This window comes from Hydrogenophaga aromaticivorans (assembly GCF_013387465.1).
In the GTDB taxonomy this organism is placed as follows: Bacteria; Pseudomonadota; Gammaproteobacteria; order Burkholderiales; family Burkholderiaceae_C; genus Hydrogenophaga; species Hydrogenophaga aromaticivorans.
Genome location: NZ_VYGV01000006.1, coordinates 166,292 through 180,747, shown reverse-complemented (window position 1 = coordinate 180,747; position 14,456 = coordinate 166,292). Strand labels below are relative to the sequence as shown.

Sequence of the window (14,456 nt, the reverse complement as noted above, 5' to 3'; positions counted from 1 at the left end):
CGTTCCTTAGGATGGACCATGGCCAGTGACCTGATCAAACACGTTTCTGACGCAACTTTCCAGGCCGATGTGCTTGAAGCCCAGGCACCGGTGCTGGTGGATTTCTGGGCCGAATGGTGCGGCCCCTGCAAGATGATCGCCCCGATCCTTGACGAAGTCGCAGGCTCCTACGACGGCAAGCTCAAGGTCGCCAAGATGAACGTCGACGACAACCGCGACGTGCCCGCCAAGTTCGGCATCCGTGGCATCCCCACGCTGATGCTGTTCAAGGATGGCCAGCTGGCCGCCACCAAAGTCGGTGCCATGAGCAAGGCCCAGCTCACCGCCTTCATCGACCAGCAACTCGCCTGATCGGTCAGCCGGAAAGACCGGCCCGGGTGCAACGCCCGGGCCCTGTTCTCAAGCGGCTTTTTTTCCTGTCATAATCCGGCCCAATAGCTGGCCCGACACTGCCCAGCCCCTCTCGACAGCGCCAGTCCGCCATCCGGACGCCAGCGCCCCCTCCCCCGGTTTTTGACTCGACTCCCTCCCGGAGTGAATTCCATGCACCTCAACGAACTCAAGGCACTGCATGTGTCTGAAGTCCTCAAGCAGGCCGAAGCGCTTGAGATCGAAAACACCGGCCGCATGCGCAAGCAGGAGCTGATGTTCGCCATCATCAAGAAGCGCGCCAAGGGCGGCGAACTGGTGAACGCGGACGGCGTGCTCGAAGTCCTGCCCGACGGCTTCGGCTTCCTGCGCAACATGGACACGAGCTTCACCGCGTCCACCGACGACATCTACATCTCGCCGAGCCAGATCCGCCGCTTCAACCTGCACACCGGCGACATGATCGAGGGCGAGGTGCGCATCCCGAAAGACGGCGAGCGCTACTTCGCACTGAACAAGCTCGACAAGATCAACGGCCTGCCCCCCGAGGACAACAAGCACAAGATCATGTTCGAGAACCTGACGCCGCTGTTCCCCAAGGAACAGATGCGCCTGGAACGCGACATCAAGACCGAAGAGAACATCACCGGCCGCGTGATCGACATCATTGCGCCCATCGGCCGCGGCCAGCGCGCCCTGATCGTGGCGCCGCCCAAGAGCGGCAAGACGGTCATGATGCAGCACATCTGCCATGCCATCACCGCCAACCACCCCGAGGTGGAACTGCTGGTGTTGCTGGTGGACGAGCGTCCTGAAGAAGTGACCGAAATGCAGCGCACGGTGCGCGGCGACGTGATCGCTTCGACCTTCGACGAACCGGCCGCACGCCACGTGCATGTGGCCGAGATGGTGATCGAGCGCGCCAAGCGCTTGGTCGAGCTGAAAAAAGACGTGGTGATCCTGCTCGACTCGATCACCCGCCTGGCCCGTGCCTACAACAACGTGCTGCCCTCCTCCGGCAAGGTGCTGAGCGGCGGTGTGGACTCCAACGCGCTCCAACGCCCCAAGCGTTTCTTCGGCGCGGCGCGCAAGATCGAAGAAGGCGGTTCGCTGACCATCATCGCCACCGCGCTGGTCGACACCGGCAGCCGCATGGACGAAGTGATCTTTGAAGAATTCAAGGGCACCGGCAACTGCGAAATCCACCTCGACCGCCGCCTGTACGAAAAGCGCGTGTTCCCCTCCATCCAGCTCAACCGGAGCGGTACCCGCCGCGAGGAACTGCTGCTGGCGCCCGAGATCCTGCAGAAGACCCGCATCCTGCGCCAGTTCATGTACAACATGGACGAGATCGAGGCCATGGAAATGGTCCTGAAGAGCATGAAGGCGACGAAGAACAACTCGGAGTTCTTCGACATGATGCGAAGAGGCGGCTGACCCCCCTGCGCGCCTGACGGCGCTTCCCCCTGTGAGGGGGACAACACCAGAGGCCCGGCAAAGCCGGTTCCTCGGTGTTCTTGGCTTAAGGCACTTCACGCCGGCAGCCAGGTCGGCTTTCCCGGCTATAATCACAGGCTTTGCAATTTGCGACAAGTACAGCGGAATGGTTCCGCTGCGGCTGCCGCACCTGAACTCAAGGAATCGTCATGAAAGACGGCATTCACCCCAACTACCGCGAAGTTTGCTTCCAGGACATGTCCAACGGCTTCAAGTTCGTGACACGTTCCTGCGCCAACACCAAGGAAATGACCAAGATGGAAGACGGCCGCGAGTTGCCGCTCTTCAAGCTGGACACCACCAGCGAGTCGCACCCTTTCTACACCGGCACGCAAAAGAGCGTGGACAACATGGGTGGCCGCGTGGAGCGCTTCCGCAACCGCTACGCCAAGCCCGCTGCCAAGTAAGCAGGTGCCGGACCCGGCCTCAGGGCGGCGGGTCTCCAACGCAGATTCTGCAGAAAAGCAGCCGGTTGACCGGCTGCTTTTTTTTCGCCCGGCACTTTTGTGACCCGCGCCTGAAACGACAGGCAACCTGCCCTGACGGCCCTGTATATTCCCCGCAGTGAATTCAACAACCCCCGCCATCGTGACCCAGTCGGCCGTGCGCCGTCTGCCCAGGGTCGCACTCGTCCTGTTCTGCCTCGCCTATGTGCTGCCGGGGTTCCTGGGCCGTGAGCCCTGGAAAAATGCCGACGTTTCCGCGCTCGGGGTGATGCTGGAGATGGCCTCGGGAAACAGCAGCTGGTGGCAACCCCAGGTGCTTGGCGTGGCCGCCGATGTGGCCGGTCCCCTGCCCTACTGGCTCGGCGCGGTGTTCATCCGGTTCCTGCCATTCCTGAACGCCGACAGCGCAGCCCGCATCCCGTTTGCCCTGCTCCTGGCGCTCACCCTGGTCTGCACCTGGTACGCGGTGTACCACCTGGCGCGTCAGAAATTGGCGCAGCCGATCGCCTTTGCCTTCGGGGGTGAAGCCAACCCGGTCGACTACGCGCGCTCGCTGGCCGATGCCGGCCTGCTGGCGCTCGTGGCCTGTCTGGGTCTGGCCCAGATGTCGCATGAAACCACGCCGGACCTGGCCCGTCTGGCCATGGTCAGCGCCTTGTTGATGGCCGCTGCGCGACTGGCCCACGCGGATGACCGACACCCCTGGCGCAGCGTGCTGCTCTGGAGCGTCTCGACGCTGGCGCTGGTGCTCAGTGGGGCGCCCTGGGTGGCCATGAGTCTGGGCGCGGGTTTGCTGCTGGCCTTGCTGATCATGGGCAAGCGTCCTGGGCGAACCCTGCACCCCTTGCTGCCGTCTGCGGCGGCCCTGCTGGCCTTGGCCGTCGGGATCGGCGCCTTCACCGGTCAGATGAGCTGGCCCACACTGGGCCTGCCGGCGGGTTTTGACGACTGGCGGCGCTGGGGACGCCTGCTGGTCTGGTTCACCTGGCCGGCGTGGCCCCTGGTGCTGTGGACGCTCTGGGGGTGGCGGCGTCAACTGCTCAGTCCGCATGTGGCCCTGCCCCTCTGGACGGTGCTGGTGAGCGCGGTCAACAGTGCGATCAACGCCGATTTTGATCGCGCCCTGCTGCTGGCGCTGCCCGCCATGGCAGCGCTGGCCGCCTTCGCCCTGCCCACGCTGCGGCGCAGCGTTTCGGCGCTGATTGACTGGTTCACGTTGATCTTCTTCACGATCTGTGCGCTGGCGATCTGGGTGATCTGGCTGGCCATGCAAACCGGCATTCCGGCGAAACCCGCTGCGAACGTGGCGCGCCTGGCGCCCGGCTTCGTGCCCGAGTTTTCCCTGCTGCTTTTCCTGGCGGGCCTGTTGGCCACGGTGGCGTGGGTCTGGCTGGTGGTGTGGCGCGTCGGCAGAAACCGGCAGGCGATCTGGAAGAGCCTGGTGCTGCCCGCGGCGGGTGCCACGCTGTGCTGGTTGCTGCTGATGTCGCTGTGGCTGCCACTTCTGGACTTTGCACGCAGCTACGGACCCGTTTCGCGCAGCATCGCGCGCCTGGTGCCCACCAGCAGCTGTGTTCTGGTGGACGGGCTGTCCCAGGCCCAGATTGCCGCGCTGCAGTACCAGGGCGGCCTCCAGCTGGTGCGCAGTCTTGAAGATGTCAGTCTCACCGCTCGCTGCCGCAGCATGGTGGTTTCGCCGGAGAGCCAACCCACGCTGGACCAGCGTGTGCAATTGACCCATTGGGCGTTCAGGGCCAGCGTCAGCCGCCTGAGCGACCGCAAGGAACGCCTGCTGGTCTACCGCCGCGTGGCCAACTGAACGGGGTTCAGTTGACCGCGTGCTCGCGCACGCGCACCGGCGGCAAGGCGATCACAAAAGTGGAGCCCTGGCCCACGACGCTGTGCACGTCGATCTGCCCGCCGTGGCGCTGGGCCACGTGTTTCACGATGGCCAGACCCAGACCGGTGCCACCGGTCTCGCGCGAGCGGCTGCGGTCCACGCGGTAAAAACGTTCGGTCAGGCGCGGGATGTGCTCGGCAGCGATGCCGGGTCCGGTGTCGTTGACAAAAAACTCGCCCCAACCGTCTGCGCGCAGCCGCCAGCCCGCCTCGATCCGTCCGCCACCCGGCGTGTAGCGCACCGCATTGCTCAGCAGGTTCGACATGGCGCTCAGCAGTTCGGTCTTGGCACCCGACACCCAGAGACCGGCCACCGAGGACTGAACGATCTCATGGGGCGGGTCTGAAATCACCGCCGTCAACCCGCGCGCTTCCTGCAACACGTGGCCCAGCAGTTCGTCGCCATCGATCCATTCACCCGGCCCGGGCGCCGGGCTGCCCTCCAGGCGCGACAGTGTCAGCAGATCGCTCACCAGCGTCTGCATGCGGTGCGCCTGCTGGCTCATCAGCCCGAGGTAGGTGATGCGCTCGGACTCTTCCAGCGACAGGCTCTGCATGGTTTCCACGAAACCGCTGAGCACCGTCAGGGGGGTTCGGATTTCGTGTGAGACATTCGCCACGAAGTCGCGGCGCATGGCCTCAGCCAGCTGCACCGCGGTCACATCGCGCGTGATCATGAGCTTGCGCTTTTTGCCGTAGGGGTGGATCTGCAGCGAAATCCGGGTCGGCTGTGACGGGCGCGGGCCCGGGCCGTCGATCTGGATTTCGTGGCCGAAATCACCTTCGGCAAGGTAAGACATGAAAGCCGGTGCACGCACCATGTTGCGCACATACTGGCCCAGGTCGCGCTGCGGATCGAATCCGAGGTGGTTGGCGGCCGTGAGGTTGGACCATTCGATGCGGCCCGCTGAATCGAGCAGCACCACCCCGTTGGGAGATGCCTGGATGGCAGCGAGAAAATCCTCCAGCCGGGCATCGCTGTTGCTGGCCTTCTTCTCCAGCTTCTTGATCAGTTTGCGATTGCGGTCCAGCAATTCGCCCCAGAGGCCCGAGAGGCCCGGTGTGCGGGCCACGTCGGCCTTGTTGAGCCAGTTGAGCAGACGGCGTGCACGCAGGCCATCGAACACGCTCCAGCCCAGCGCGCCCAGCAAGGCGCCCACGAACGACCAGTCCGCGGCGTCCTGCGTCCAGCCCCAGACCGCCCCCAGCGCTACCAGGAGCAGCAGTTCGACGGAGCGCCGGATCATGCGGCGGAAATGGAGGTGCCTTGCGCCGGACGTCCGGTGTTGTTGATGGCCGTGAGGCGGTAGCCGGCGCCACGCACCGTCTCCACCATGCCGGCGGCCTCACCCAGTGATTCCCTCAAACGCTTGACATGCACGTCCACGGTTCGCTCCTCGATAAAGACATGGTCCCCCCATATCTTGTCGAGCAGCGTACCACGCGTGTGCACCCGTTCCGCGTGTTTCATGAGGTAGTGCAGCAGCTTGAACTCGGTCGGTCCGACCTTGAGTTCCTGGCCCCGGAAGGTGATGCGGTAGGTACCGGCGTCCAGCGCGAGCTCGCCCACCTGCACCGAGTCGTTGACGATCTCGGGCGCACGGCGGCGCAGCACGGCGCGGATGCGCGCGAGCAGTTCCTGGGTGGAAAACGGCTTGGTGATGTAGTCGTCGGCGCCCGCGTCAAGCCCTTGCACCTTGTCCGACTCGTCGCTGCGCGCGGTGAGCATCAGGATCGGGACCGTCTTGGTGCGCTCGTGCTTCCGCCACTGGCGCGCTAGCGAAGCGCCACTCTCGCCCGGCAGCATCCAGTCGAGCAGGATGACGTCGGGCAGCACCGCGTCGACCTCGCGCTGCGCCGCCGCGCCGTCAAAAACGACCGTGGGCGCAAAGCCGTTGTGGCGCAGGTTGACGGCGATCAGCTCGGCGATCGCCGGTTCGTCTTCCACGACGAGCACGCGTGGCAGTTTTCTCATGCTGAAGCCTTTGTGTTCATCCGACCACCGACTCCACTTTGTCCATCGAGGTGTGGCGCACGTCTTCGCCCTTGACCACGAAGATGATTTGTTCGGCAATGTTCTTCGCGTGGTCGCCCACGCGCTCCAGCGACTTGGCCAGGAACAGCAGGTTCAGGCTCGGTGAAATGGTGCGGGGATCTTCCATCATGTAGGTGATCAGCTTGCGCAGAAAGCCGTCGTATTCAAGGTCGATGGCATTGTCGTCTTTCATGATCGCCAGGGCCATGGTGGTGTCCAGGCGGGCGAAAGAGTCCAGCGTCTTGCGCAGCATGCCGGCGGCGAGATCGGCGGCCAGTCGCAGCTCCGACACCGGCAAGGAGCGCGGCGAGCCGCTTTCGATGATCGATTTGACCATGCGCGCAATGCGGGCCACTTCATCGCCTGCACGCTCCAGATTTTGCGTGGTGCGCGAGATCGCCATCAGGAAGCGCAGGTCGCGCGCTGTGGGCTGGCGACGGCCGATGGTGGAAATGATCTCGTGATCGATGTTCACTTCCATCTGGTTGATGCGGTTTTCGGCTTCGAGCACCTGCTCGGCCGTCTCCAGGCTCATGTGGATCAGCGCGTAGACCGCCTGGTGCAGCTGGGACTCGACCAGGCCGCCCATCTCCAGCACATGGGTGGAGATGGAGTTCAGCTCGGCGTCGAACTGGCTGGAGATGTGTTTGTCGCCCATGAAGGTCTCCTGAAAGGCCGCCTTCCGGCCAGCCTGCGCCCCCGCGGGGGCAATGAATGAGAGAAACGAAACGGAGGAAGCTGGAACAGGGTCAGCCGAAACGGCCGGTGATGTAGTCCTCGGTCTCCGTCTTGGTCGGCTTGAAGAAGATCTGTTCGGTGGAACCGAATTCGATCAACTCGCCCAGGTACATGTAGGCGGTGTAGTCGCTGCAGCGGGCGGCCTGCTGCATGTTGTGTGTCACGATGGCGATGGTGTAGTCCTGCTTGAGCTCGTGCACCAGTTCCTCGACCTTGCCGGTGGAGATCGGGTCGAGTGCCGAGGTGGGCTCGTCGAGCAGCAGCACCGAGGGCTTCACCGCCACGCTGCGTGCGATGCACAGGCGCTGCTGCTGGCCACCGGAGAGCGACAGGCCGCTCTGGTTGAGCTTGTCTTTCACCTCGCCCCACAGGGCGGCCTTGGACAGCGCCCATTCGACGCGGTCGTCCATCTCGCTCTTGCTGAGATTTTCGTAGAGCTTCACACCAAAGGCGATGTTGTCGTAGATCGACATCGGGAACGGCGTGGGCTTCTGGAACACCATGCCGATGCGCGCGCGCAGCAGGTTGATGTCCTGCTTGTCGTCGAGGATGTTCTGGCCGTAGAAGTTGATCTCGCCCTCGGCGCGCTGGCCGGGGTAGAGGCTGTACATGCGGTTGAGGGTGCGCAGCAGGGTGGACTTGCCGCAGCCCGACGGGCCGATGAAGGCCGTGACCTTGCGTTCTTCAATATTCATGTTGACCCCCTTGAGGCCCTGGAACTTGCCATAGAAGAAGTTCAGGTTGCGCAGCTCAAGGGCGTTTTTGGTGGATGCAGCGGTTTCGGTCATGGGTCGGATCCGGAAAATTGATGAGATGACGGCGTGGCGCAGGGCGTGCGCTCAGCCTGGCGTCTTCTCGCGCAGGAACACGCGCGCAACGATGTTGAGCAGCAGGACGGACAGGGTGATGAGCAGTGCGCCACCCCAGGCCAGGCGGATCCAGTTGTCGTAGGGGCTCATGGCGAACTGGAAGATCACCACCGGCAGGTTGGCCATGGGTTTGCTCATGTCGGTGCTGAAAAACTGGTTGTTCAGCGCGGTGAAGAGCAGCGGCGCGGTTTCGCCGCTGATGCGGGCCACGGCCAGCAGCAGACCGGTCATGACACCGCTCTTGGCCGCGCGCAGCGTGACCAGGGTGGCCACTTTCCAGCGCGGCGCGCCCAGGGCAAAGGCCGCTTCGCGCAGGCTGCCGGGCACCAGGCGCAGCATGTTCTCGGTGGTACGAACGACCACCGGCACCGCGATCAGCGACAGCGCCAGCGTGCCGGCCCAGCCCGAGAAGGTGCCCATGGTGGCCACCGCAATGGCGTAGACGAACAGGCCCAGCACGATGGAAGGGGCCGACAGCATGATGTCGGTCACGAAGCGGGTCACTTCGGCTGTCTTGCTCTGGTCGCCGTATTCGGCCAGGTACACCCCGGCGAAGATGCCGATGGGGGTGGAGACCAGCACGGAGAAGCCCACCATCATCAGGCTGCCCACGATGGCGTTGGCCAGGCCACCGCCTTCGGTGCCGGGCGCTGGCGTGGACTGGGTGAACATGTTCCAGTCCAGCGCGGCAAAGCCGTTGCTGAACAGCACGAACAGAATCCACAGCAGCACGGTCAGGCCCAGTGCCATCGAACCCATCGAAAGGGACAGGCCGACGGCGTTGGACCAGCGGCGCTGGCGGTAGAGCGATTGATTGAAGTCCATGGTTGTGCCTTTGGGTGGGGGTTCAGAGGCCCTTGGCCTTTTCGGCCCGCACGAGCATCCACTTGGCAAAGCCGAGCACGATGAAGGTGATGACGAACAGCAGGAAGCCCAGCGCGAACAGCGCGGAGATGTGGAAGTCGGCAGCTTCGCCGAACTCGTTGGCCAGCGTGGAGGCGATCGACGTGCCCGGCGAGAACAGCGAGGTGGGCATGCGGTTGGCGTTGCCGATCACGAAAGTCACAGCCATGGTCTCGCCCAGAGCGCGGCCCAGGCCCAGCATCACACCGCCGACCACGCCTTTTTGCGTGTACGGCAGCACGACCTTGCGCACCACTTCCCAGGTGGTGCAGCCGAGCCCATAGGCCGATTCGCGCAGGATGGGCGGCACGATCTCGAACACGTCGCGCATCACCGCGGCCACGAAGGGCAGCACCATGAAGGCCAGCACGATGCCCGCGGCCAGGATGCCGAAGCCGTTGGTGCTGCCACCAAACAGGAAGCCGATCAGCGGCATGCCACCGAGAACGTTTTGCAGCGGCACCTGAACGTAGTCGGCGAACAACGGCGCAAACACGAACAGGCCGAACATGCCGTAAATGATGGACGGCACGGCGGCCAGCAACTCCACTGCGGTGCCCAGCGGGCGACGCAACCAGGTGGGGCAGGTTTCGGTGAGGAACAGCGCGATGCCAAAAGCCAGCGGCACGGCGATCAGCAGCGCAATGCCCGCGCTGGCCAGGGTGCCGACGATCGCGATCGCGGCACCAAATTCTTCGTTGATGATGTCCCATTCCACATACCAGATGAAGTTCACACCGAACTTCTGGAACGCGGGCCAGGCATTGATGAACAGGGAAACGATGATGCCCATCAGGGCGACCAGCACCAGCAGCGAAAACGACTGCGTGATGCGGTGAAAAAAGACATCCTGGAGCCGCTGCCGCCTGGCGATCGACACCATGCTGGCGCTGCCCGTTTCAAGGGACACTGGTTGCGAACTCATGGTGGTACCCACGCTCATGTTGACTCCCGTCAGGTTACTCTCGTTCACTGAAGTGCGTCATGCGCCGGCAGGCACTGGGGGCCAGCCGGCGCATGACACGGGTCAACGCAACTTATTTGGCAACCTGCGACCAGACCTTGGAGCGGATCTGCGCGGTCAGGCTGTCAGGCAGGGCCACGTAGTCGAGGTCGGCCGCCATCTGCTTGCCACTCTTGAACGCCCAGTCGAAGAACTTGAGCGCTTCGGCCGAAGCGGCCTTGTCGGCGGGTTCCTTGTACATCAGGATGAACGAAGCGGTGCTCACGGGCCAGCTGGCTGCGCCCTTGGCGTTCACCATGGAGATGCCCATGCCGGGCACGCTGAACCAGTCGGCGCTGGCGGCGGCGGCGGCGAAGGCGGTGTCATCGGGGCTGACGTACTTGCCATCGGCGTTCTGCAGCTGCATGAAGTTCATGTTGTTCTTCTTCACGTAGGCGTATTCCACGTAGCCCAGCGCGCCCTTGACGCGGTTCACGTTGGCGGCCACGCCTTCGTTGCCCTTGCCACCCACAGACGAGGCAGCCGGCCACTTGACGGCAGCGCCCTTGCCCACCTTGTCGGCCCATTCCTTGCTCACGGCGGTCAGGTAGTCGGTCCAGTTGAAAGTGGTGCCCGAACCGTCGGCACGGTGCACGATGGTGATGGAAGCGTCAGGCAGGGCCTTGCCGGGGTTCAGGGCGACCAGCTTGGCGTCGTTCCACTTGGTGATGTTGCCGAGGAACATGTCGGCCAGCACGGGGCCGGTCACGCGCAGTTCGCCCGGCTTGAAGCCTTCCAGGTTGATCACGGGCACGGTGCCACCGATGATGGCCGGGAACTGGATCATGCCGTCCTTGTCCAGCTCTTCGCCCTTGACCGGTGCATCGGAGGCACCGAAGGTCACGGTCTTGGCGCGGATCTGCTTCAGACCGCCCGACGAACCGATCGACTGGTAGTTCAGGCCAGTACCGGTTTCCTTCTTGTAGGCCTCGGCCCACTTGGCATAGACCGGGAACGGGAAGGTAGCGCCAGCGCCCGTGATGTCGGCGGCGAAAGCGTTGCCCATGGCCATGGTGGCCAGTGCGGCAGCGGCGACGGTCTTCAGAAGGGTGCGTTTGGTGTTCATGAGTGTCCTCTGTGTTGGGGAAAGAAAATCCACAACCGGGACTCTAGGGGGGCAATGTGACAAGACTGTGACAGTCACAAAACCGTTTTGGAAACAGCGCCTTGCCGCGGCATGTGTCGATAATGAACCCGGTACCCACACGAAAGAAGTCAATGGAACTCGTGTTGAAACTGTTGACCGGTGGCGCTGGCAGCCTGGCTGCCTACCTCGCCGCTCACGTGTTGCTGTGCCTGCTGCCCGCGTTTTTCATCGCGGGCGCCATGGCAGCCCTGATCCCCAAGGCCAGCATCACGCGCTGGCTGGGGCGCAGCACGCCGGCCTACGTGTCCTACCCTGCGGCGGCCGCGGCCGGGTCGCTGCTGGCCGTGTGCTCCTGCACCATCGTGCCGCTGTTCGCCGGCATTTACCGCAAGGGCGCCGGCATCGGTCCCGCCATGACCTTTCTCTTCTTTGCGCCGGCCGGCAACATCATGGCGCTGGCCTACACCGGCAGCATTCTCGGGCCCGAGTTTGCCGTTGCACGCGTGGTGTTCTGCCTGATGTTCGGCATCGGTATCGGCATCCTGATGGCGCTGGTGTTCTGGCGCGACGATGCGAGCCACGACGCGCAGACCGACACTCTGTTCGCCGCCCAGGCCAGCATCGCCCCGGCGGCGCTGGGGGTGCTGTTGTCGCTGGTGGCTCTGCTGATCGCGGGCACCCTGAAGCTGTGGCCACTGATCACCACCGTGGGCACCTTCACCCTGCCGCTGCCCTGGGCCATGGCCTGGCAGGAGACCCTGTTCGGCTGGGTGCCCTTTGACGACGCCAAAGGCGAAGAAGGTGTGAGCTTCCAGGGTTCGGTGCTGATCGGCTTGCTGCTGCTGATTTCAGCCACCGCCTGGAAAGGCATGGAAGACATCATCGAAGGCGCCAACCGCTGGACCTGGGTCGCGCTGGGCTTGGCAGCCACCACCCTGCTGGTGGCGGCGTTGCGCCTGACGCCCACACCAGACGGGCTGGAAATCGCCCTCACCGGCCGCGCCCTGGGGGTCGCACTTGCGCTGTGGGCGATCTGGTTCTATGCCCGGCAACTGCCCGCCGACGACTGGCGCAGCTGGTTGTGGGAAGCCTGGCGCTTCGTCAAGCAGATCTTCCTCGTGCTGGTGATCGGCGTGTTTGTGGTCGGCATGGTGCGGCAGCTCATCCGGCCGGAATGGATCGAATCGCTGGCCGGCAGCAACACCCTGATGGCCAACGTGGTGGCGGTGGGTTTCGGCGTCTTCATGTACTTTCCCACGCTGGTCGAAGTGCCGGTGGCCCGCATGTTCCTGGACCTTGGCATGCACCCCGGCCCGCTGCTCGCGTACCTGATGGCCGACCCGGAACTCAGCCTGCAGAGCATGCTGATGGTGGCCGCGGTGATCGGGCGGACCAAGACCGCGGCCTACGTGGGCTGGGTGGCGTTGTTCAGTGTTTCCGCGGGCCTGATCTTTGGCGCCTGGGTCGACGGTGCGGCCTGGACGTCACTGGCTGCGGTGATGGGCGCGTGTCTGGCCGGCCTGGCTGTTGCACTGGCCTGGTTGCGTCGGCGGCAACGCATGGTTGTCGCCGCCTGATCCCTTTCATGTATTCAAAGGAGAAACACCATGTTGACCGTCAAGATCCTGGGTTCCGGCTGTGCCAACTGCAAGAAGCTCGAAGCCGTGGCCCGCGAAGCCGCCACCGCCAGCCACATCGAGGCCGAGTTCCTCAAGGTCACCGACATGCAGCAGATCATGGCCTACGACCTGCTCTCCACGCCGGGCCTGGTGGTCAATGAAAAACTGGTCAGCAGCGGGCGCATTCCCACCGTGGCGGAAGTCCAGAAGTGGTTGTCCACCTGACTTTGCGGTGACTCCAGCCCTTCAATGACTGTGGACATGGCTGACTGGCCCCTGCTGCGCAGGGGAAGTGTCCGACGCCGCATGCCAGTCTCCACAGGGTTCAGTGAACGGAGCGTTCACCACCTGCAATGTGGCATGGGTGATCTCGAAGCGGTGATGCAGTTGCTCCGTGGCTTCTTTCAGAAACCCGTCGTCGGCATGTCCATGCGGCATCACCAAGTGGGCCGTCATGGCCACCTGAGACGTGTCCATGGCCCAGATGTGAAGGTCGTGCACATGGCTGATGCCCGGCAGCGCCGCCAGGTAGTCGTGCACCGCCTGCGGGTCCACGCTGTCCGGAACGCCATCAAACAACAGGTGCAAGGACTGCCGGAACAGGTTCCAGGTGCCCCACAGAATCACGGCGGCGATCAGCAAGCTGACCACTGGATCAAGCCAGGTCCAGCCCATCCACAGGGTGAGTGCACCCGCCACCACCACACCGGCCGACACCAGCGCATCGGCCGCCATGTGCAGGAAAGCGCCGCGGATGTTCAGGTCGCTCTCGCGTCCCCGCATGAACAGCAAGGCGGTGGCGGTGTTGACAACGATGCCCACGCCCGCCACCACCATGATCGTCACGCCTTGATTGCCGACCAGCGGGTCGGGTGACATCAGGCGCCCACCAGCCTCCCAGACCAGCGCGCCCATGGCCACGAGCAGCAGCAAGGCATTGGCAAAAGCCGCCAGGATGCTGCCGCGCTTCCAGCCGTAGGTGTGGCGGGAGTTGGGCTTGAGCTTCCCAGCCAGTGCGCCGCCCCAGGCGAGCACCAGTCCGGCGACATCGCTCAGGTTGTGTCCGGCATCCGCCAGCAAGGCCAGTGAGTTGATTTTCCAGCCGTAGAACGCCTCAATCGCCACAAAGGCGAGGTTCAGGCCGATACCGATGGCAAAGGCCTTGTTGAAGTTGGCGGGGGCATGGCTGTGGTCGTGTCCGGCACTCATCTTTCGTCTTGGCTTTCCTGCTCTCGAAGGGCCTGACTCAGTTGATCTGCCAGTTCGGCCCAGTCCGAATCCTGAAGCAGGGCTTCTCGCAAAAAGCTGGCCTGCGAAGACGACCAGAAAGGGGCATCGGGCAGGCTGACGCCATTGGCCAGCGGCGTGTGGTCGACCAGAAACTGGCGGATGGCCGCTGGATCGTTCGGTAGCCCCAACTGGGCAAACAGCTCGCTGAACCGGTGGATGGAAGATTTCATGGTGAACTCCTTAAGCCCGGCGCATCACACCCGACAGATCGGTGCCTGGCGCCACGGTGTTGAAGACGGTGCCGAACTTCTTCACGTTATCGTGAAGCAAATCCAGACGGCGATCCGATTCGTCGGTGTCCACCACGATCTCATAGCGGATGCTTTCCATTTTTGGCGGTACGTCCTGACGAACCCCGTCCACGATCACCTGCACGCCGCGCAGCTCGAACTTCAGGACCGGCACGACACGCTCGATGCCTTTGATCATGCAGGCCGACAGCGCGGCCAGCAGCAACTCGGCTGGGTTGAAGGCCTCTGCATTGCCGGCCATGTCGGTGTCCAGTGCAATTTCGGCGTTCTTGCAGAGAGAGAGGCTGCCGTGTGCATCCACGCGGCGCGAGCTCACGTGAAAGGTCATCTTGGTAGGGGTTTCGGTCATGTCTTGCCTGCTGGAAAGGGTGAAGCCGAGGATGGGTCGGGCAACGGCACAGCTTCATAGCGTTGCCCTTTTTGAGGGTACCCCTTTTGCATCCACAGATG

The 14,456-nt window shown here is 63.7% G+C and carries 16 protein-coding genes; 6 read left to right on the top strand and 10 right to left on the bottom strand.

The window, feature by feature from the left end; all coding sequences use genetic code 11:
- Positions 1 to 18 precede the first annotated feature (18 nt).
- From trxA to F3K02_RS05215, 4 genes are all read left to right on the top strand, one after another.
- On the top strand, positions 19 to 351 hold the full coding sequence (trxA, locus tag F3K02_RS05230) for a thioredoxin TrxA (RefSeq protein WP_177134020.1): 333 nt from the start codon (positions 19 to 21) through the stop codon (positions 349 to 351).
- A 192-nt stretch (positions 352 to 543) separates the two neighbouring features.
- A complete protein-coding gene (gene rho / locus F3K02_RS05225) occupies positions 544 to 1,806 on the top strand; it encodes a transcription termination factor Rho (RefSeq protein ID WP_177134018.1) in 1,263 nt (420 codons plus the stop codon).
- 209 nt (positions 1,807 to 2,015) lie between these two features.
- Positions 2,016 to 2,273, top strand: coding sequence for a type B 50S ribosomal protein L31 (locus F3K02_RS05220; protein WP_177134016.1), 258 nt, complete (start codon positions 2,016 to 2,018; stop codon positions 2,271 to 2,273).
- Positions 2,274 to 2,430: 157 nt separating this feature from the next.
- Positions 2,431 to 4,131 (top strand): hypothetical protein, encoded by a 1,701-nt coding sequence (locus F3K02_RS05215; protein WP_177134014.1) that lies wholly within the window; start codon positions 2,431 to 2,433, stop codon positions 4,129 to 4,131.
- A gap of 7 nt (positions 4,132 to 4,138) precedes the next feature.
- On the opposite strand, the gene phoR is transcribed toward F3K02_RS05215, so the two are convergent.
- The 7 genes from phoR to pstS form a co-directional block, all read right to left on the bottom strand.
- Positions 4,139 to 5,458 (bottom strand): phosphate regulon sensor histidine kinase PhoR, encoded by a 1,320-nt coding sequence (gene phoR / locus F3K02_RS05210; RefSeq protein WP_177134012.1) that lies wholly within the window; start codon positions 5,456 to 5,458, stop codon positions 4,139 to 4,141.
- A complete protein-coding gene (phoB, locus tag F3K02_RS05205) occupies positions 5,455 to 6,186 on the bottom strand; it encodes a phosphate regulon transcriptional regulator PhoB (RefSeq protein WP_177134010.1) in 732 nt (243 codons plus the stop codon). Before phoB ends, phoR begins: the two co-directional genes overlap by 4 nt.
- Positions 6,187 to 6,202: 16 nt before the next feature.
- Positions 6,203 to 6,904, bottom strand: a complete 702-nt coding sequence (gene phoU, locus F3K02_RS05200) for a phosphate signaling complex protein PhoU (RefSeq protein ID WP_177134008.1) — start codon at positions 6,902 to 6,904, stop codon at positions 6,203 to 6,205.
- A gap of 91 nt (positions 6,905 to 6,995) precedes the next feature.
- Positions 6,996 to 7,772 carry a phosphate ABC transporter ATP-binding protein PstB gene (gene pstB / locus F3K02_RS05195; RefSeq protein WP_177134006.1) on the bottom strand — a complete coding sequence of 259 codons (777 nt, stop codon included), beginning with the start codon at positions 7,770 to 7,772 and terminating at the stop codon, positions 6,996 to 6,998.
- A 51-nt stretch (positions 7,773 to 7,823) separates the two neighbouring features.
- Positions 7,824 to 8,678: a phosphate ABC transporter permease PstA gene (gene pstA, locus F3K02_RS05190; RefSeq protein WP_177134004.1), complete on the bottom strand. Its 855-nt coding sequence runs from the start codon at positions 8,676 to 8,678 to the stop codon at positions 7,824 to 7,826.
- A 22-nt stretch (positions 8,679 to 8,700) separates the two neighbouring features.
- Positions 8,701 to 9,681, bottom strand: a complete 981-nt coding sequence (gene pstC / locus F3K02_RS05185) for a phosphate ABC transporter permease subunit PstC (protein ID WP_246309185.1) — start codon at positions 9,679 to 9,681, stop codon at positions 8,701 to 8,703.
- A 112-nt stretch (positions 9,682 to 9,793) separates the two neighbouring features.
- Complete coding sequence (gene pstS, locus F3K02_RS05180; RefSeq protein ID WP_177134000.1) at positions 9,794 to 10,825, bottom strand: phosphate ABC transporter substrate-binding protein PstS; 1,032 nt, start codon at positions 10,823 to 10,825, stop codon at positions 9,794 to 9,796.
- A gap of 161 nt (positions 10,826 to 10,986) precedes the next feature.
- On the opposite strand from pstS, the gene F3K02_RS05175 reads away from it, so the two are divergent.
- On the top strand, positions 10,987 to 12,423 hold the full coding sequence (locus F3K02_RS05175) for a permease (protein ID WP_343067052.1): 1,437 nt from the start codon (positions 10,987 to 10,989) through the stop codon (positions 12,421 to 12,423).
- 30 nt (positions 12,424 to 12,453) lie between these two features.
- Entirely contained in the window at positions 12,454 to 12,690 is a 237-nt protein-coding gene (locus F3K02_RS05170; RefSeq protein WP_177133996.1) for a thioredoxin family protein, read from the top strand.
- A gap of 21 nt (positions 12,691 to 12,711) precedes the next feature.
- On the opposite strand, the gene F3K02_RS05165 is transcribed toward F3K02_RS05170, so the two are convergent.
- Genes F3K02_RS05165 through F3K02_RS05155 form a run of 3 tightly spaced genes read right to left on the bottom strand, consistent with a single transcriptional unit; the run spans position 12,712 to position 14,355 of the window.
- The gene (locus tag F3K02_RS05165) at positions 12,712 to 13,674 is read right to left on the bottom strand and encodes a cation diffusion facilitator family transporter (RefSeq protein WP_177133994.1); all 963 of its coding nucleotides are present in this window, start codon (positions 13,672 to 13,674) and stop codon (positions 12,712 to 12,714) included.
- The gene (locus tag F3K02_RS05160; RefSeq protein ID WP_177133992.1) at positions 13,671 to 13,925 is read right to left on the bottom strand and encodes a DUF2789 domain-containing protein; all 255 of its coding nucleotides are present in this window, start codon (positions 13,923 to 13,925) and stop codon (positions 13,671 to 13,673) included. The genes F3K02_RS05165 and F3K02_RS05160 overlap by 4 nt, the downstream gene beginning before the upstream one ends.
- A gap of 10 nt (positions 13,926 to 13,935) precedes the next feature.
- Positions 13,936 to 14,355 (bottom strand): OsmC family protein, encoded by a 420-nt coding sequence (locus F3K02_RS05155; protein WP_177133990.1) that lies wholly within the window; start codon positions 14,353 to 14,355, stop codon positions 13,936 to 13,938.
- Positions 14,356 to 14,456 lie beyond the last annotated feature (101 nt).